General features: G+C 74.8%; 15 protein-coding genes. 14 read left to right on the forward strand and 1 reads right to left on the reverse strand.

Going from position 1 to position 17,844, the window contains the following annotated elements; genetic code table 11:
- Positions 1-6 precede the first annotated feature (6 nt).
- The 12 genes from HH311_RS33140 (at position 7) to HH311_RS06420 (ending at position 15,101) form a co-directional block, all read left to right on the forward strand.
- Positions 7-3,057, forward strand: a complete 3,051-nt coding sequence (locus tag HH311_RS33140) for a BTAD domain-containing putative transcriptional regulator (protein ID WP_169182786.1) — start codon at positions 7-9, stop codon at positions 3,055-3,057.
- A gap of 136 nt (positions 3,058-3,193) precedes the next feature.
- Positions 3,194-4,621, forward strand: a complete 1,428-nt coding sequence (locus tag HH311_RS06370; RefSeq protein WP_169182787.1) for an amidohydrolase family protein — start codon at positions 3,194-3,196, stop codon at positions 4,619-4,621.
- Positions 4,622-4,688: 67 nt separating this feature from the next.
- Positions 4,689-6,083, forward strand: coding sequence for an APC family permease (locus tag HH311_RS06375; RefSeq protein WP_169182788.1), 1,395 nt, complete (start codon positions 4,689-4,691; stop codon positions 6,081-6,083).
- Positions 6,084-6,129: 46 nt separating this feature from the next.
- The gene (locus tag HH311_RS06380) at positions 6,130-7,260 is read left to right on the forward strand and encodes an NAD(P)/FAD-dependent oxidoreductase (RefSeq protein ID WP_169182789.1); all 1,131 of its coding nucleotides are present in this window, start codon (positions 6,130-6,132) and stop codon (positions 7,258-7,260) included.
- A 23-nt stretch (positions 7,261-7,283) separates the two neighbouring features.
- Positions 7,284-7,691 (forward strand): hypothetical protein, encoded by a 408-nt coding sequence (locus HH311_RS06385; protein WP_169182790.1) that lies wholly within the window; start codon positions 7,284-7,286, stop codon positions 7,689-7,691.
- A 43-nt stretch (positions 7,692-7,734) separates the two neighbouring features.
- Positions 7,735-10,266: a xanthine dehydrogenase family protein molybdopterin-binding subunit gene (locus tag HH311_RS06390; RefSeq protein ID WP_169182791.1), complete on the forward strand. Its 2,532-nt coding sequence runs from the start codon at positions 7,735-7,737 to the stop codon at positions 10,264-10,266.
- Positions 10,263-11,138 (forward strand): xanthine dehydrogenase family protein subunit M, encoded by an 876-nt coding sequence (locus HH311_RS06395; protein WP_169182792.1) that lies wholly within the window; start codon positions 10,263-10,265, stop codon positions 11,136-11,138. The genes HH311_RS06390 and HH311_RS06395 overlap by 4 nt, the downstream gene beginning before the upstream one ends.
- Positions 11,138-11,710, forward strand: a complete 573-nt coding sequence (locus HH311_RS06400; protein WP_169182793.1) for a (2Fe-2S)-binding protein — start codon at positions 11,138-11,140, stop codon at positions 11,708-11,710. The genes HH311_RS06395 and HH311_RS06400 overlap by 1 nt, the downstream gene beginning before the upstream one ends.
- Positions 11,703-12,620: a MoxR family ATPase gene (locus tag HH311_RS06405; RefSeq protein WP_169182794.1), complete on the forward strand. Its 918-nt coding sequence runs from the start codon at positions 11,703-11,705 to the stop codon at positions 12,618-12,620. Before HH311_RS06400 ends, HH311_RS06405 begins: the two co-directional genes overlap by 8 nt.
- Positions 12,617-13,846 carry a VWA domain-containing protein gene (locus tag HH311_RS33145; RefSeq protein ID WP_169182795.1) on the forward strand — a complete coding sequence of 410 codons (1,230 nt, stop codon included), beginning with the start codon at positions 12,617-12,619 and terminating at the stop codon, positions 13,844-13,846. Before HH311_RS06405 ends, HH311_RS33145 begins: the two co-directional genes overlap by 4 nt.
- Complete coding sequence (locus tag HH311_RS06415; protein ID WP_169182796.1) at positions 13,843-14,250, forward strand: RidA family protein; 408 nt, start codon at positions 13,843-13,845, stop codon at positions 14,248-14,250. The genes HH311_RS33145 and HH311_RS06415 overlap by 4 nt, the downstream gene beginning before the upstream one ends.
- Positions 14,247-15,101, forward strand: a complete 855-nt coding sequence (locus tag HH311_RS06420; protein WP_169182797.1) for a fumarylacetoacetate hydrolase family protein — start codon at positions 14,247-14,249, stop codon at positions 15,099-15,101. Before HH311_RS06415 ends, HH311_RS06420 begins: the two co-directional genes overlap by 4 nt.
- On the opposite strand, the gene HH311_RS31445 is transcribed toward HH311_RS06420, so the two are convergent.
- Positions 15,098-16,294 carry a glycosyltransferase family 9 protein gene (locus HH311_RS31445; RefSeq protein ID WP_211189760.1) on the reverse strand — a complete coding sequence of 399 codons (1,197 nt, stop codon included), beginning with the start codon at positions 16,292-16,294 and terminating at the stop codon, positions 15,098-15,100. The genes HH311_RS06420 and HH311_RS31445 overlap by 4 nt on opposite strands.
- 108 nt (positions 16,295-16,402) lie before the next feature.
- Between HH311_RS31445 and HH311_RS06430 the strand changes: the two genes are divergently transcribed.
- Both HH311_RS06430 and HH311_RS06435 read left to right on the forward strand, forming a co-directional pair.
- Entirely contained in the window at positions 16,403-17,146 is a 744-nt protein-coding gene (locus HH311_RS06430; RefSeq protein ID WP_169182798.1) for an SDR family NAD(P)-dependent oxidoreductase, read from the forward strand.
- 35 nt (positions 17,147-17,181) lie between these two features.
- Positions 17,182-17,772, forward strand: a complete 591-nt coding sequence (locus HH311_RS06435) for a CDP-alcohol phosphatidyltransferase family protein (protein WP_169182799.1) — start codon at positions 17,182-17,184, stop codon at positions 17,770-17,772.
- Positions 17,773-17,844: the final 72 nt, after the last annotated feature.

A 17,844-nucleotide genomic window follows, 5' to 3' on the forward strand; every position in this document is an offset into this window, starting at 1 on the left:
GCCGTGGTGGACAGTCCGGAGTGGGTCATCCAGCGCAAGATCGTGCCCCCGCGCCCGGACACGACGGCGACACCCCGGCCGCGGGTGTCCGCGCTGCTGGCCCGGCTGCTCGAGGCCCACCGGCTGGTGTTCGTCTACGCCTCGGCCGGCGCGGGCAAGACGACCGCGGTGCTGCACGCCGCGGCGCAGATCGGGCGGCCGCTCGCCTGGCTGGACCTCGACACCACCGACGTCGCCACCGGGCGCCTGCTGGTCTACCTCGAGGCCGCGCTGGCGCGGCAGGTGCCGACGGTGCGCGGCATCGCGAGCGGCGCGCTCGCCGCGAACCTCGCCCACCCCGAGGTGGCCGGCCTGCTCGCCGAGGCGGTCGGCGACAGCGAGGTCATGGTCGTGGTCGACGACGCCGAGCGGCTCGCCGACTCCCCGGCGGCGCTCGCCGTCCTCGGGGCGTTCGCCCGCTACCTCCCCGAGTCCGCGCGGCTCGTGCTGCTCAGCCGTGTCGAGCTGCGCTTCTCCACCGTGCTCGACACCTCCCCGTGGGTCGCCGCGGTGGGGGAGGAGGACCTGGCCCTCACCGTCGGGGAGGCGACGGCGGCCCTCGCCCGCACCGGACGCACCGACGTCGACCCGGTCGAGGCCCTCATCGAGACCGGCGGCTGGCTCACCGGGGTGCTGTTCGAGGCGTGGCGCTCGCAGGACCACGTCATCGGGCTCGGCGGCGAGGCCGACCCGCTGCACGGCTACCTGTCGACCCAGATCCTCGGCCAGCTCGACGAGGCGGACCGGGAGTTCCTGGTGACCACCGCCGTGCTGGAGGAGGTCACCGCGGCCCACGCCGAGGCGCTGGGCCTCGCCGCGGCGTCGTCGCGTCTGCACGCGCTGCGCGGTCGGCGCCTGCCGGTGAGCTGGGACGGGGCGGGCACCCGGCTGCGCTGCCACCCGCGGTTCCGGGAGTTCCTCCTGCGCCGGCTGGCGTGGCGCGGGGAGGACGAGCTGCGCCGGCTGCGTCGGGCCCACGCGGAGCTCCTGCTGGCCGCCGGCCACGACGAGGAGGCGGTCGAGGAGCTGCTCGCCGCGCAGTGCCTCGAGCGGGCCGTCGCGGTCGTCTCCCCGGTCCTCGAGCGCCTCATCGAGCGCACCGACTTCCGGCTGGCCGAGCGGTGGCTGGCCCGGCTCGACCCGGTGCGCCGCGAGCACCACGGGGAGCTGGCGGGCGCCGAGCTCATGCTGGCCGTGGTCCGCGAGGACTTCGCGGCCGGGGTGCGCCTGGCCGACCGGCTCGCCGCGAGCGGGCACCGCGACGAGCTGGCGAAGAGCTCCGGCCGGGCCGCGGCGCTGATGGCGTGGTGCTACCTGCACGCGGGCCGCCCGGCCGACATGCAGGCGGTCATCGAGTCCGCCGTCCCCGGGCCGGACGTCGACGCGGCGCGCTACGCGATGCGCCTGGTCGACACCGAGCGCAGCTCCTCGGACGAGGTCGATCCCTCCCTCGGCGCGCTGACCGGTGGCCCGATGGACGCGCTGGTGATGCGGGCGCACTTCGACCTCGGACGGCTGGGGGACATGGGCAGCCGGCCCGCCTCGCCCTGGGCGGTCCGGGCCGCCGAGTCCTGGCGGGTCAGCGGGCTGCTCGCGACCGGCCGGACCGCCGAGGCCTTCGAGCTCTACCACCGCCTCGTCGACACCGGTGCCGGCGGCTCGGGGGAGCACAGCGTCTGGCTCGAGGGGCTCGTCGGGCCGCGGTTGATGGCCGAGATCGGCGAGCCCGACGCGGCGTGGCGGCTGCTGCGCGAGGGCCGCGCCCGCATCGCCGCGACCGGCTCGGCGCTGTTCGAGGTCTACAGCCGGGGCATCGAGGTCGAGCTCGAGCTGCGGCTGCACGACGACCCGGCGGCGGCGCGGCGGGCGCTGCACCAGGTCGCCGAGCACCCGATCGGGCGGGGCTACGCGCTCGTGGCCGAGCACGTGGAGATGCTGCGCGGCCGGATCGCGCTGGCCGAGCGGGAGCCGGCCGCCGCGGCGGTCCGCCTGCGCCGTGCGGTGGCGGGGATGCGGCACGGCGGGCGGCTGCTCTACCTCCCCGCGGCCGCGGTCTACCTCGCCGAGGCCGCCTGGCGCAGCGGCGACGAGGACGGCGCCGACGCCGCGGCCGACGTCGCGCTCGCCGCCGCCCGCGGGCAGGGGTCGGTGCACGGGCTGCTGTCGGCCCTCGCCGAGTTCCCCGACGTCCTCGCCCGCCGTCTCGACCTCGAGGTCGACGCGGACTCGCCCTGGCACGAGCTCGGCCGCGCCCTGCGCACCCGGGTCGAGGGACTGGACGACCTCATCGGGTCGGCGGTGCACGTCGCCGAGTTCGGGCGGACGGCGATCACCCTCGACGGCCGCGAGGTCAAGCCGCGGCTGGCCAAGAGCGTCGAGCTGCTCGCCCACCTCGCCACCCGGGGCGACGCCGAAGCCGTCGGCCGGCCCGAGCTGCTCGGCGCCCTGTTCGAGGGAAGGCGCGACGAGTCGGCCACCTCCTACCTGCGCCAGGCGATCCTGCACCTGCGCAAGGTGCTCCCGGACGTCGTCGGGACGGTGGACGGCTCGCCCGGGGCGCTGCGCCTGTGTCCCGGGGTCCGGGTCACCACGGAGTCCCGCCGCGTCGTCGCCCTCGTCGCCCAGGCCACCACGCGACGCGGCGAGGAGCGGCTGCGCCTGCTGCTCGACGCGCTGGAGCTGGTGGACCGCGGCCCGTACCTGCCGGGCCTGCGCTCGGCGTGGGTGGAGGAGCGGCGGCTGCAGCTGGCCGAGATCACCAAGGACGTGCGCTTCGAGGCCGCCGAGGCGGCCTTCGCGACCGGGGGGCTGCGCCGGGCCGAGGAGCTGCTCGACGAGGTCCTGCGGGCCGACCCCGCCCGGGAGGCCGGCTGGCGGCTGCGGATGCGGCTGGCCCACGCCCACGGCGACCCGGACCGGGTGCTCGCGGCCTACCGCTCCTGCGAGCGGGCCCTCGGGGAGCTCGGGGCGCAGCCCTCGGCCACCACCGTCGCCCTCCTGCGGGACCTGCGACGCTGATCACGCCCCCGGCGGGTTTCGGTGGTTTCGGCGCCGTTCACGGCCGTCCTTCCGGCGCCCGGCCCCGGCCGGTCAGTCTCCTCGGCGACATCCGCGACCGACCGGAGCCGCGGACCGATCCCGGGGAGCACCGCGCATGCCGTCCACCTGGCTGCTCATCGCGAACGGCACCGTCGTCGACGGCGCCGGCAACCCGCCCGTGCCGAACGCCTCGGTGCTGGTGCGCGACGGACGCATCCACGACGTCGGCCCCCACGTCACCCGCGACGCGGTGCCGCGGGGCGAGACCCTCCGCGAGCTCGACGCCACCGGGAAGACCGTGATGCCCGGCCTCGTCGACGCCCACTGCCACATGACCTACGGCGAGAGCCGGTCCGAGGAGGAGATCGACCTCTACACCAGCCCCGAGTCGCGCACCCTCAAGGCGGCGTTCCACGCCCAGAAGGTGCTGCGCTCCGGCGTCACCGGCATCTCCCAGCCCGGCGGCAGCTACTACATCGGGGTGGCGCTGCGCGAGGCGATCGCCGACGGCATCGTCCAAGGCCCGCGCATGACCTCGGCCGGGCGCTACCTCTCGACGAGCAACGGCCTCACCGACTGGTACCCCGACGGGGTCGGCGTCCCCGAGGGCTCGATCGGGATCGTCCACAACCGGCTCGACGACATGATCGACGAGGTCCGCCACCAGGCCAAGAACGGCGTCGACCTCATCAAGCTGGCCGACAGCCCCTACGGCGACTTCCAGGCGTTCACCACCCACGAGATGACGGTGCTCGCCGACCTCGCCCACCAGCTCGGCAAGAAGATCACCATCCACGCCCGCGGCTCGGCGGAGGTCGACGCCGCCGTCACCGCCGGCATGGACTGGATCATGCACGGCAACATCATGGACGAGGCCACCGTCGACCACCTGGCCGCGTCGGGCATCCCGCTGGTGCCGACCCTGCTGCTGCTGGCCAACGCCGGCGACTGGGGCCACCTCGTCGGCGCGCCCGTGCCGCTGCGCGACGGGATGAAGCGCATGCTCGAGGTCTCGGCGGACTCGCTGCACCGGGCCCACGCGGCCGGCGTCCCGATGGTGCTCGGCACCGACAGCGGCTTCTCCCTCAGCCCGTACGGCGTCTGGCACGCCCGCGAGCTGGACCTGCTCATGCGCTACGCCGGGCTCACCGCGCTCGAGGCCATCCAGGCCGGGACGAGCAACGGCGCGCAGATGCTGGGGCTCGCCGGCGAGATCGGCACCGTCGCGCCGGGCATGATCGCCGACCTGCTGGTGGTCGACGGCGACCCGGTCGCCGACATCACCGTCCTGCAGCGGCGCGAGGCCATCGAGACCGTGATCCAGGACGGCGCGGTGGTGACCTTCGACGAGGAGGCCATCGCCCGCTCCTGGCCCCACGAGCGCGGCATCGGCTACTCGGTCACCGACCTCACCTACGACGTCGTGCACGGCGCCGATCCCCGCGATCTCCCCGCCCCGGACCAGTTCCGCTACTCCGCCGAGCAGGCCGGAGACCTCGTCTCCGACATGCGCCGCCGCGAGCGCTCCGTCCAGACCTCCTGACCCTCCCCGAACAGCGCCGTTCCCCGCTCGTCCCACCACCCCTGCGCGACCACGAGAGAGGTACGACATGTCCACCAGCGAGGAACTGTCGGAGGAGGGGCTCGAGGACATCGAGCTCGTCGACGAGAAACCGTTGTCGTGGTTCGACGTCTCGGCCATCGGCACCGGCGAGATGCTGTTCACCGCGGGGTGGGCGTGGATCGTCTACACCGCGTCGTCCTACGGGATCCTCTGGACGCTGCTGGGCTTCCTCGGCGGCGTCGTGGTCATCCACACCGCCTGGTGGCTCTACCGCGAGATGATCACCGCGGTGCCCGAGCCCGGCTCGCTCCAGTCCTACGCCCGCGAGGCGGGCGTGTTCTCCCTCGGGACGTCCTACCTCATCCTCTACGCCCCGGTGTACGGCGCGTTCATGTGGCTCGAGCTGCTGATCGCCGACGAGCTGCTGGCGCTGCTGTTCCCGGCGGTGCCCTCCGGGATCTGGCCCTACGTCGTGCTCGTGCCGGTCATGGCGCTCAACCTGCTCGGCCACCAGATCACCGGCAAGGTGCAGTCGGCGCTCGTCGTCATCACCCTCGTCGCCGACATCGTGCTCGCGGTCGCCGTCGGCGTCCTCATCGCCAACACCGACTCGTTCGCGCTGAACTGGCCCTCGCCGACCCCCATCGACTTCTGGACGTTCTTCACCGTCACCGGGCTCTGGCTCGGGATCATGGCCGGGATCATGGAGGTGCAGCAGGTCCTCGTCGACGAGTGGCGGGACTTCGGCCGCTCCCGCGACGTCGGGCTGCTCTCGGCCGCCTGGCAGCTGTGGATCCGCCAGATCCCGCTCGCGGTCGGGGTGCTCTCCAGCCTCCCGCTCGCCGCGCTCGCCGTCATGCCGGTCCCGACCATCGGCGTCGTCGAGGCCAAGTTCGGCCACAGCGCGCTGTTCTACCTGGCGCTGTTCGCGATGCTCGTCGCCACCTACACCACGCTGTCGGTCTACTTCATGGGCATGGGTCGGATCCTGGCCCTCTACTCCCAGCAGGGCGCGCTGCCGCGGGCCGTCGGGCGGTACTCCCGGCGCTCGGTGCCCTGGGTGGCGATCATCGTCCTGGGTCTCTTCGCCCTCATCGGTGCCTACGTCTCGGACTTCACCTTCGTGTCCCACGTGCTGTCGACCTGGTCGACGACGCTCTACTTCGTGGTCGCGCTGGTCTACCTCCTCCTGCGGCGGCGCACCGACCTCGACCGGCCGCTGGTCGCCCGCTTCGGCACTCCGCTGGCCGTGTTCCTCCTGGTGCTCACCGCGCTCATCGGGATCGCCATCGCCATGACCGACTGGGCCGCCGCGCTCACCTGGGTGGCGCTGGTGGTGGTCCTCGTCCTCTACGACCGGTTCGTCGTGCCCCGGACCAAGCGCGGCTCCTTCTACCGCGAGCAGGTGCTGCGCCGCCGCACCTCGGCCGCCCGGCTCTGACCGGCGCCACCCCACGACGACCCCCACACGCACCGGAAGGGAACCCATGGGCAAGGCCAGGCACGCGGAGATCGCGGGCGCCGGGCTCGGCGGGCTGGCCGTCGCGATCGCGCTCGCCCAGCACGGGTGGAGCGTCCGCGTCCACGAGCGGTCGGACCAGCTGCGCATGTTCGGCGCCGGCATCTGGCTCTGGGAGAACGGGCTCCGCTCGCTGGACGCCCTCGGCGTCGAGGCCGCGGCGACCAAGCGGGCGCAGCGCATCGAGTCGATGGTCGCCCGCGACCAGGAGGGCCGCCCGCTGCTGCACCGCTCGTTCGCCACGGGCGACCGGCTGCTCCTCCCGCCGCGGGCCGACCTGTACGACGCGCTGATCGCCCGGGCCGAGGAGCTGCACGTCGAGGTCGCCCTGCGGTCCACGGCCGTGGCGGCCACGGCGCACGGGGAGCTCGAGCTCGAGGACGGCACCCGCCACCGCGGCGACCTCGTGGTGGCCGCCGACGGGGTCTTCTCCCGGCTGCGGGAGACGCTGCTGCTGACCCGCCGGGTGGACTACCTCGAGGAGGGCTACACCCGGCTGCTCATCCCGCGCCTCCCGGAGGACTCGCCGACCGAGATCACCGAGTACTGGAGCGGCTCGCGGCGGCTGCTCTACGACCCGTGCACCGACGAGGTCAACTACGTCTGCCTCTGCTGCCCGGTCGGCGACGAGGCCGGCCGCCGCGTGCCGGTGGACAAGGCCGGCTGGCTGGAGTCCTTCCCGACGCTCGGCGGGATCATCGAGCGGATCGCCGACGGCGGCCGCTGGGACCGGGGGATGCGGGTCACGACCCGGGCGTGGTCGTCGGGCGTCGCCGCCGTCGTGGGCGACGCCGCCCACGCCCAGCCGCCCAACCTCGGCCAGGGCGCCAACCTCACCTTCCAGAACGCGCTCTCGCTGGCCGAGTACCTCGAGCGCGCACCCGACGTGGCCGCGGGCCTCGCCCGCTGGGAGCGGGCCGAGCGCCCGCTGACCGACCACATCCAGCGCTGGACCGACCTCTACGGCCGGGTCGCGAGCGCCTGGCCCGACCGCTTCGCCCACCGGCGCAGCCAGGTCCTGGAGACCGTCACCCGCATCCCGTGGGTGGACCGGCAGATGAACAAGGCGGCCCGGCACCGGCCGGTCGGCGCCCGGTGACCCACGACGTGCAGGAGGCAGCGATGACCGATCAGCGGGACCGGGCGACGGGGTATCTGCCGCGCCCGGAGACGATCACCCCGGAGTACATGCGCGACGTGCTCGACGAGTACTACGCGACGAAGTGGAACGCCAACCCGGACACCGTGGCCGCCGTCGCGAGCTGGCGGAACTGGCCGCTGGTCGTGCGCATGCCCGACCTCAAGCAGGACTTCACCGTGCTCATCGACGCGGGCGTGGTCCAGCAGGTCTCGATCGGTCTCCCGGAACGTCCCCGCATCCTCACCGTGATGCTGGCCGACACGATGCAGCGGATCTACTACGACGAGACGACGTCGGCGATCGAGTCGATCTCCGGTCGCATCAAGATCCGTGGCAACGAGGTGGAGCGACGCCGGCTCCTCGCCGCCATCTCCTTCCTCACCTGGTGATCCGCGGACACCGCCCGCCCGCTCCCGCGCGAAAGGCACGCCCGTGACCGAAGCCCCACCCCGCACCGCCGGTCCCGGACCGGCGGCGACCGGCCCCCGCCTCGTCGGCACCTCGGTGCCGCGCAAGGAGGACCTCGCGCTGCTGACCGGCACCGCCCGGTTCATCGACGACATCCGGCTCCCCGGGATGGTCCACGCGACGATCCTGCGCAGCACCGTCGCCCACGCGCGCGTCCGCTCGATCGACACCGCTCCCGCGCGTGCCGTCCCCGGCGTGCTCGACGTCCTGGCCGGCGCCGAGCTCGTCGGCAAGGTCAAGCCGTGGGGCGACCTCATGCAGGACCTGCTGGTCGGCGACCACTTCCCGTTCGCCACCGACAAGGTCCTCTACGAGGGCCAGGAACTGGCGGCGGTGGTCGCGGGGACGCGCTACCAGGCGCTGGACGGCTGCGAGGCCGTCGCGGTGGACCTGGAGGAGCTGCCCGCCGTCGTCGATCCCGAGCAGGCGCTGCGCCCGGACGCCCCGCTCGTCCAGGAACGGATCGTCTACGAGTTCGGCGAGGGCAACGTCTTCGACCGCTACCGGGTCCGGGTCGGGGACTTCGCGGCGGCGGAGCGGGACGCGGCCGTGGTGGTCCGCCAGCGGTTCACCACCAACAAGCAGGCCGGCGCGGCCCTGGATCCGCACGGGTGCGTGGCGAGCCACGACCCGTTCACCGGGGTGCTGACCCTCTGGTCCTCCACCCAGTCGGTGTACATGGTCCGCGACGTGCTGGCCGACGTCCTCCAGATCCCGCGCACCAAGGTGCGGGTGATGGTGCCCGAGGTCGGTGCCGGGTTCGGCTCCAAGGCCCAGATGTTCGGCCACGAGGTGATCGCGGCTCTGTTCTCGATGCGGCTGGGGCGCCCGGTGAAGCTGGTGCTGCGCCGGGACGAGATCTTCCGGGCGGGCACCACGCGCAACTCGCAGGTGCGCTACGCCGAGCTGGCCATGGCGGCGGACGGCGAGATCACCGGCTACCGCGACTACGTGGTGCACAACACCGGCGCCATGTCGGTGTGGGGCAACCAGGTGGTCCACATCGGCACCAACGTCGGGATGCTGCCCTACCCGATCCCGAACGTGCACGTGGACTCGGACATCGTGCACACCACGACCGCCCCGGGCGGCCCGCTGCGCGGCTTCGGCATCCCGCAGACGGTGTGGGCCAAGGAGCAGCTCGTCGACATGGCCGCGCGCGAGCTCGGTCTCGACCCGCTGGCGGTCCGCGAGCGCAACGTCGTCGACCCCGCGACCTTCCCCTACCGGACCCCCATGGGGCAGGTCATCGACTCGACGTCGATCAAGCAGTGCCTGACCGCCTGCGCCGAGGCCATCGACTGGGCCGCCAAGCGCGCGGCGCCGGTGCCCCACGAGGGTCTGGGGCTGGCGGTGTCGATGAAGTACACGAGCTGTCGCCACCCCTCGTTGGACACCGACCTGTCCGCGGTGCGGCTGCGCCTCGAGACCGACGGCACGGTGACGATCTACTCCAGCGACGTCTCCCACGGCCAGAGCCACGCCACGATGCTGTCCCAGATCGTCGCCGACGGGCTCGGCGTCGGCATCGAGAAGGTCACCCTGGCGCCGCCGGACAGCATGACCGCGCCGTTCGGGCTGGGCACCTACGCCAGCCGCGGCGCCGCCGTGCTGGGGACCGCCTGCCGGCTGGCCACCGAGCGGCTGCGCGACAAGGTCCTCGCGATCGCCGCCCACGTGCTCGAGGTCGGACCGGGCGACCTCGACACCGGCAACGACCGCGTGTTCGTCAAGGGCCTCCCGGACAGCGGCATCTACCTGGAGATCCTCGCGGCCACCGCGGCCTACCGCACCCACCAGCTGCCGCCGGACTTCGAGCCGACGCTGGAGACCGTCGCGACCTACGACACGCCCACCGAGCGGGAGGCCTCCGACGGCTCGGGGAACCTCAGCGTCACCTACTCCGGCGCCGCCCACGCCGCCCACGTGCGGGTGGACCCGGAGACCGGGCGGGTCACCGTCGTCGACTACGCGATGGTCCACGACACCGGCACGGTGATCAATCCGCTCGTCGTCGAGGGCCAGCACCAGGGCGGCTTCCTCATGGGCATGGGGATGGCGCTCTCCGAGGACTACGTCTACGACGAGAACGGCCACCAGCTCAACGCGAGCTTCAAGGACTACCTCGCGGTCACCGCCCCCGAGGTCCCGGAGCTGACCAGGATGTCGGAGATCCCGGCGCCGTCGACGACGATCCCGGGCGGCCAGAAGGGCGCGGGGGAGTCGGGCACCGGGCCGGTGCCCGCCGCCATCGGCAACGCGGTCCTCGACGCGACCGGGATCCGGTTCACCGCCCTGCCCATCACCCCGCAGCGGATGCTGACGGCGCTGCGGGAGAAGGAGCGCCGGGGCGTCGAGACGCTGCGCTACCCCGACGACATGCCCGACTTCACCGGACCGCGCTGCCCCGACGAGTGGCCGTCGCCGACCGCCGCCGAGGCGGACGACTTCGACTTCGACTTCGACTTCGACCTCGACCCGGAGGAGGGCGCGTGAGGGCGTTCACCTGGCTCGAGCCGGGGACCACCACCGACGCCGTCGCGCTCCTGCGCGAGCACGCGCCCGGGGCCCGGCTGATCGCCGGCGGGCAGAGCCTGCTGCTGGCGATGAAGGACCGCACGGCGGGCCCGACGCACCTGGTGTCGCTGGCCGGCGTCGAGGGCCTCGCGGGGGTGCGGACCGCCGACGACGGCTCCCTGGTCGTCGGCGCCGCCACGACCTACACGGCCCTGACCCGGCTCGACGCCACCGCCCTGGGCGGCTGGCACGGCGTGCTGGGCGCGGTGGCCGGTGACCTCGCGGACCGGCCGGTGCGCAACCGCGGCACCGTCGGCGGCTCGCTGTGCACCGGCGACCCGCGCTACGACGTCCCCGTCCTCGCCGCCGGCGTCGACGCCACCCTGCGCATCACCGGCGCCGGCGGCGACCGGGAGGTGCCCGCCACCGGGTTCGCCCAGGGCCCCGGCCTCGTCGCGCTGCGCCCTGACGAGGTGCTCACCGCGCTGGTGCTGCCGCCGCGGCCGCGGTGGGACGCCGTGGCCTTCGAGAAGTTCCGCCACCGGGTGTTCGACGCCGCCATCGTGTCGGTGACCTGCGCCCTGCGCGCGGGTGCGGACGGAGTGGCCGAGGCCCGGCTCACCGTCGGCGGGGCCACCCCGGCACCCACCCCCGTGCCCGGCGCCGCCGCGCGGCTCGTCGGGCCGCTGCCCGACCCCGACGCCGTCGCGGCCGCAGCCGACGCGGCCGCCGAGGAGGTCCTGCCCGGCGGCGCCACCGCCGGCGAGGCCGTCCGGTACCGCCACGAGCTCGTCCGCACCCTCGTCCGCCGCGCGGTCACCCGCGCCGCCGCCGACCTCCGGAGGTCGTGATGCAGCAGGTCACCCTGACCGTCAACGGCCGCGAGGTCACCGCCGAGATCGACGAGCGGACCCTGTTGCTGGAGTTCGTGCGCGAGGTCGCGGGCTTCACCGGCGCCCACAACGGCTGCCTCGAGGCGCGCTGCGGCTGCTGCGCGATCGAGGTCGACGGCGAGATCACCAAGTCCTGCAACGTGCTCGCGGTGCAGGTCGACGGGGCCGAGGTCACGACCGTCGAGGGCCTCGCGCCGCAGCGGCTCGCCCCCGTCGAGCACGTGACCACGCAGAGCCTGGCGGGCATGTACGCGCCGCTGGAGGCGGTGCGGACCCGCGCCGAGGACCTGCACCCGCTGCAGGAGGCGTTCCACCGCTGCCACGCCCTGCAGTGCGGGTTCTGCACGCCCGGGATGCTGATGGTGCTCAAGGGCCACCTCGAGGAGAACCCGGAGCCGACGCGCGACGGCGTGCGGCACGCCATCGCCGGCAACCTCTGCCGCTGCACCGGCTACCAGCACATCGTCGACGCGGCCATGGAGGCCGCCGAGGTGATGCGGGGCGACGCCCCGGTCCCCGCCGATGGCTGAGGCGGGCCATCCGGTCACCGACCCGGACCCGGTCGCCGCCCTGGTGGCGGACCTGGCGGCCACCGGGTACGTCGCGGACCGGTCGCTGGCGACGGTGCTGCGGCTGGCCGGGGCGCTCGAGCTGCCGGTGCTGCTCGAGGGCGAGCCGGGGGTGGGCAAGACCGCCGTCGCCGAGGCGCTCGCCGAGGCCACCGGGGCCCGGCTGGTGCGGCTGCAGTGCTACGAGGGGCTGGCCGCCCACCACGCGCTCTACGAGTGGGACTACCCCCGTCAGCTGCTGGCGATCCGGCTGGCGGAGGCCCGGGGTGCGGCGGGGGAGGATCTGGAGCGCACGATCTTCTCCGAGGCCTTCCTGCTGCGTCGTCCGCTGCTCGAGGCGATCAGCCCGAGCCACGACGACCGCCCCGTCGTGCTGCTGGTCGACGAGGTCGACCGGGCCGACGAGGAGTTCGAGGCGCTGCTGCTCGAGGTGCTCGGGCAGTTCCAGGTGACGGTGCCCGAGCTCGGCACGATCACCGCGACCCGCCGGCCCCGGATCGTGCTCACCGCGAACCGGTCCCGCCCGCTGTCGGACGCGCTGCGGCGCCGCTGCCTCTATCATTGGCTGCCCTACCCGGACACCGGGCGCGAGACCGAGATCGTGGCGGCGCGCGTGCCCGGCGCCCCGGAGGCCCTGGTCCGCCGGGTGTGCGAGCTCGTCGCCCGGGTGCGGGCGGGGTCCTACCGCAAGACGCCCGGCGTCTCGGAGACCGTCGACTGGGTCCGTGCCCTCGCGCTCAGCGGCGACGGCGGGCTCGACGCGACCACCGTCGACGAGACCCTGGGCTGCCTGCTCAAGGACGGCACCGACCTCGCCCGGTTCCGCGGCGAGGACGGCCGCCGCGCCCTGCGCGAGGCGGGCGTGGCGTGACCGCCGGCGATCTGCGGCGCCCGGTCGACCGGGCCGGCGCCCGCGACGCGCTCCTCGCGCGGGCCCGGGCGGCCCGCCGCCGGCGGACCGGGCACCCGGCGCAGGACGTGGTGCTCTTCGCCGAGCTGCTGCGCGACTGCGGAGCCACGGTGCCCGGCGGTGCCCCGGTGCGCGCGGTCCGGGCCCTCGGCCTCGTCGACGTGGCCCGCCGCGACGACGTCCGCGACGCGCTGCGCGCCACGCTCGCCGGTGACCGGGCCGCCCAGCGCCTGGTCGACCTGCTGTTCGGGGTCTTCTGGAGCGCGCGCGACGACGCCACCACCCGCACCGGTGCCGACGCGGCGCCCGCGCCCGACGCCCCGGGCACGACCGGAGGGGCAGCGCGCGAGTCTCCCGGGCCCGACGACGAGGCCCGGTCCGGTCAGCGGCGCAGCCCCCGGGCGACCCGCGGCCGCGGCGCCGGACGCCGGGTGCCCGTCGACGACCTCGGCGCCCTCGACGCCCGCGAGGTCGACGAGCTGGCCCGCCGCGTCGTCGTCGCCCTGCGCCGGGACCCGGGCCGGCGGCGCCGGACCGCGGCGCACGGTGACGCCGTCGACGCCCGGGCCGGGCTGCGCCACGCGCTCGCCACCGGCGGGGAGCCGCTGGTGCTCCCTCGCACCGCGCCCCGCCCCCGCCGCACGCGCGTGGTGGTGCTCTGCGACGTCAGCTCGTCGATGGCCGCGGTGACCCCGTTGTTCCTCACCTTCGTCCACGCCCTGGCGCGGCACGCCCGGCTGGTCGAGCTCGGCGTGTTCAACGTCGAGCTCACCCTGGTCGGGGAGCCGTTCCGTCGCCGTGACCGCGCCGCGGCGCTGCGCTGGCTGCACGCCCAGGAGCACGCGCTCGCCGGCGGCACCCGCATCGGTCACTGCCTGCGCGCCTTCCTCGACGCCGCCGGGGACCGGATCACCGCCGATACCGTCGCGTTCGTCCTCAGCGACGGGTGGGACGTCGGCGAGCCCGACCTGCTGACCGAGCAGATGCACCGGCTGCGCGACCGCGTGCGCCGGATCGTCTGGTGCGACCCGCACGCCGCCGCGTCCGGCCACGACCCGCAGGTGCGCGGGATGCGTGACGTCGTCCCCCTCGTCGACGACCACGTCGACCTGTCCGGCCCGCCGGCGCTGCGGGCCCTGGCCGACCACCTCGAACACCACCCCACGACCCCCCGGAGGTCCGCATGACCGCCCCTGCCCGCCCGGTCCGTGAGGAGCTCGACGTCCCGGGGCTCCCGCCCGCGGTGTCGCACTACACCGACGCCGTCCGCTTCGGCGACCTGCTGTTCGTCTCCGGCATGGTCGCGTTCGACGAGGACGGCGGCGTCGTCGGCGCGGGCGACGTCGCCGCCCAGGCCCGCCGGGTGCACGAGCACCTGGCGGCGGTCTTCGCCCACGTCGGGGCCTCGTTCGCCGACGTGCTCAAGGTGACCGTCTTCCTCCGCGACGTCCGCGACCGGGCCGCGGTCAACGAGGTGCGCCGGGAGTTCTTCGGGCCGGCGCTGCCGGCGAGCACGCTCGTCGAGGTGAGCGCGCTCGTGCACCCCGAGCTCCTCGTCGAGGTCGAGGCCGTCGTGGGGGTGCCGGCGTGACCGGCTTCTGCCGGCTGGGGGAGCCCGGCCGGGAACGCCCCGCCGTCGTCGTCGACGACGTCACCTACGACCTCTCCGACCTGACCGACGACATCGACGGCGCGTTCCTCGCCGCCGGCGGCCTCGAGCGCGCCCGGGACGCGGCCCGCGCCGGGCGCCTGCCGGTGCTCGACGGCGCCGACCGGCTGCGGACCGGGCCACCGGTCGCCCGGCCCGCCGCGGTGCTGTGCATCGGCCAGAACTACGCCGCGCACGCGGCCGAGTCCGGAAGCGCCGTCCCGGAGCACCCGATCCTCTTCCTCAAGCACCCCAACACCGTCGTCGGCCCGGACGACGACGTGCACCTGCCCGCCGGCTCGGAGCGCGGCGACTGGGAGGTCGAGCTCGTGGCGGTGATCGGTCGCCGCGCGTGGGCGCTGGACTCGGACGAGGACGCGCTCGCCCACGTCGCCGGCTACGCGGTCGGCAACGACGTCTCCGAGCGCACCCACCAGTTCGACCTCTCCGGCGGGCAGTGGTCGACCGGGAAGACGTTCCCCACCTTCGCCCCGCTGGGACCCCTGCTGGTGCCCGCCGACGAGGTCGACCCGCAGGGGCTGCGGCTGCGGTCGCACGTCAACGGCGAGCCCCGGCAGGACTCCTCCACGAAGGACATGGTGTTCGGGGTGGGCGCGCTGGTCCGCGTGCTCTCGCGGCGGATGGTGCTCGAGGCGGGCGACCTGGTGTTCACGGGCACCCCCGAGGGCGTCGCGCTCTCCGGGCGCTTCCCCTACCTGCGGGACGCCGACGTCGTCGAGCTCGAGATCGACGGGCTCGGCCGGCAGCGCCAGCGGGTGGTGGCCGGCGGCTAGACCCCGACCTGGGCCCACAGCTCGGTCGCGGCCTCGACGACGTCCTCGACCGGTACGTCGTGGGTGGCCGAGGCGCCGTGCCCGCACCAGCCCTCGAGCACCCGCAGCCCGCACACCTGGCAGCCGCCGTGCCACGACACCAGCACCCGGTGCCAGACGCGGGTGAGCGGCGCGACGTCGGCGAGGTTGGCGTAGGTGAAGACGGCGACGGTCGGCGTCCCCACCGCGCCGGCGAGGTGGCGCGGGCCGGAGTCGTTGCCGACCACCATGTCCGCGCGGGCGAGCAGCCCGACGAGGCCGGGCAGCGACAGCGTGCCGACCGCGGTCTCGGGGTCGCGCCCGGTCGCGGCGCGGTAGCCCTCGGCGACCCGCCCGACCCGGTCGGCCTCGTCCGGCCCGCCCACGACGACGACGCGGGCTCCGGACAGGGCGGCCGCGACCGTCCCGAGCCGGTCCTCCGGGTAGCAGCGGCGGGCGTCGGTGGCGCCCGGGTGCACGACCACGAGGGGCTCGTCGGCGGCGGGGACGACGTCGAGGGAGGCGGCGAGGTCGTCGGCGGTCACCGCGAGGCGCGGCTCGACGCGGTCCGCGCGGGCCCCGACGGCGGCCGCGAGCTCGTTCCAGCGCAGCGTGTCGTGCTGGTAGGGGGTGTAGGGCACCCAGCGGTCGGGCCGCGGGGCGTCCGGGGCCGCGGTGCCCGCCGTCACGCGCGCGCCCAGGCGGTCGATGAGCCGGTTCGAGTTGCCGCCACCGCCGTGCATCTGGATCGCGAGGTCGTAGCCGTACTCCCGCAGCGGCGCGACCCACGCCTCGAGCTCGGCCTCGGAGACGTCCGGGACCGAGTGCGGGTAGGCCCGGACCCCGTGCACCGGAGGCACCACGACGACCCGGTCGACCGGGAACGGGCGCCCCGCCAGCAGCGCCTCGTGGTGCGGGGCGCCCAGCAGCGTGATCTCCGCGTCCGGGTAGGCGGCGCGCACGGCCGAGAGCGCCGGCTCGGCGACGACCAGGTCGCCCAGGCCGTTGGCGCGCAGCACCGCGAGGCGCCGGACGTCGGGCACCGTCGGGACCGGGTCCGCGGGGACGCCGAGCGCGGGGGCGGATGGTGCCGGGGTGGCCGGTGCGGGGGCGGCTGAGGTGGGGGCGGCTGGGGTGCGGGTGGCAGGGGTGCCGGTCGCGGGCGGGGCGTCCACGTCGCGTGATGCTGGCAGCTCCGCGGTGACCTCGCCGCCCGGCGGCCGCCCGGCCGGGAGTGGGGGCGCTCTTCCGCCCGGCGTCCCCGCGACCTACGGTCGGCGACCGTGAGTGAACGCGCCGCCCTCGTCACCGGCTCGGCCAGCGGCATCGGCCGCGCCGTCGTCGAACGCCTCGTCTCCGACGGCTGGCAGGTCCTCGGGGTGGACCTCGAGGAACCGGACCTCAAGGGCGCGGAGGGCCTGGGCGCCGACCTCACGACGCGCGAGGGCAACCGCGCCGCCGTCGACACCGCGCTCGGGCGCTTCGGCCGCCTCGACCTCGTCGTGCCCAACGCCGGGTTCCAGCACGTCTCGCCGATCGAGGACTTCCCCGAGGAGCGCTGGGACGCGCTGCTCGCCATCCTGCTGACCAGCCCGTTCCTGCTCGCGAAGTACGCGTGGGACGCGCTGCGTGCCGCCCCGGAGGGTGGCCGGTTCATCCCGATCGCCTCGGCCCACGCCCTCGCGGCGAGCCCGTACAAGGCGGGCTACGTGTCGGCGAAGCACGGCGTGCTGGGCCTGGTGAAGACCCTCGCGCTCGAGGGCGCGACCGACGGCATCACCGCCGCCGCCGTCTGCCCCGGCTACGTGCGCACGCCGCTGGTGGAGAAGCAGATCGCCGACCAGGCGAAGGCCCACGGCATCAGCGAGGACCGGGTGCTCGAGGAGGTCATCCTCACCCCGCACGTCCGCAAGGCCCTCATCGAGCCGAGCGACGTGGCCGACGTCGTCGCGTTCCTCACCACCCCGGCGGGCCGCACCTTCACCGGGGGCCCGGTGACGATGGACATGGGGTGGACCGCGCGCTGAGCGCGCGAGGGCCACCCTGGTCCACACTCCCCGCCGTGACGATCCGCGAGATCGCCGCCGAGCGGTGGCTGACGGTGCCCAACCTGCTGTCGGTGATCCGGCTCGCGGGCGTGCCGGTGTTCCTGTGGCTGCTGCTCGGCCCGCGCGCCGACGGGTGGGCGCTGATCGTGCTGGTGATCTCCGGGATCACCGACTGGCTCGACGGCAAGATCGCCCGCTGGCTCGACCAGTACAGCCGGCTCGGCGAGGCCCTGGACCCGCTCGCCGACCGGATGTACACCCTCGCGGCGCTGGTGGCCTTCGTCGTGCGCGACATCGTGCCGTGGTGGGTGGTGGTGCTCATCGTCGGCCGCGACGTCGTCGTCTCCGCCGCCCTGCCGCTGCTCCGGCGCAAGGGCTACCTCGCCTTCCCCGTGCTCTACATCGGCAAGGCCGCCACGCTCTGCCTGCTCTACGCCTTCCCGCTGCTGCTGCTCGCCCAGATGGACTGGCCCGGCGCCGACGCCGCGCGGCCGTTCGCCTACGCGTTCACGGTGTGGGGCATCGCGCTGCACCTCTACTCCGGAGCGTTGTACGTCACGCAGCTGGTCCGGACCCCGGCCCGGACGCTCGATTGCCCGTCCTGAACGGGGCCCTCTACGCTCGCCGCCGCCGTTCGACGATCACCGTCGGGCGCCGTGAGCACCGCACCGAGAGAC

It is taken from the genome of Actinomycetospora sp. TBRC 11914 (genome assembly GCF_012933465.1).
In the GTDB taxonomy this organism is placed as follows: domain Bacteria; phylum Actinomycetota; class Actinomycetes; order Mycobacteriales; family Pseudonocardiaceae; genus Actinomycetospora.

Excerpts from the sequence above, each read along its gene's own strand:
- HH311_RS06370 (WP_169182787.1), top strand. The coding sequence starts at position 3,194 with ATGCCGTCCACCTGGCTGCTCATCGCGAACGGCACCGTCGTCGACGGC.
- HH311_RS06375 (WP_169182788.1), top strand. The coding sequence starts at position 4,689 with ATGTCCACCAGCGAGGAACTGTCGGAGGAGGGGCTCGAGGACATCGAG.
- HH311_RS06380 (WP_169182789.1), top strand. The coding sequence starts at position 6,130 with ATGGGCAAGGCCAGGCACGCGGAGATCGCGGGCGCCGGGCTCGGCGGG.
- HH311_RS06385 (WP_169182790.1), top strand. The coding sequence starts at position 7,284 with ATGACCGATCAGCGGGACCGGGCGACGGGGTATCTGCCGCGCCCGGAG.
- HH311_RS06400 (WP_169182793.1), top strand. The coding sequence starts at position 11,138 with ATGCAGCAGGTCACCCTGACCGTCAACGGCCGCGAGGTCACCGCCGAG.
- HH311_RS06405 (WP_169182794.1), top strand. The coding sequence starts at position 11,703 with ATGGCTGAGGCGGGCCATCCGGTCACCGACCCGGACCCGGTCGCCGCC.
- HH311_RS06415 (WP_169182796.1), top strand. The coding sequence starts at position 13,843 with ATGACCGCCCCTGCCCGCCCGGTCCGTGAGGAGCTCGACGTCCCGGGG.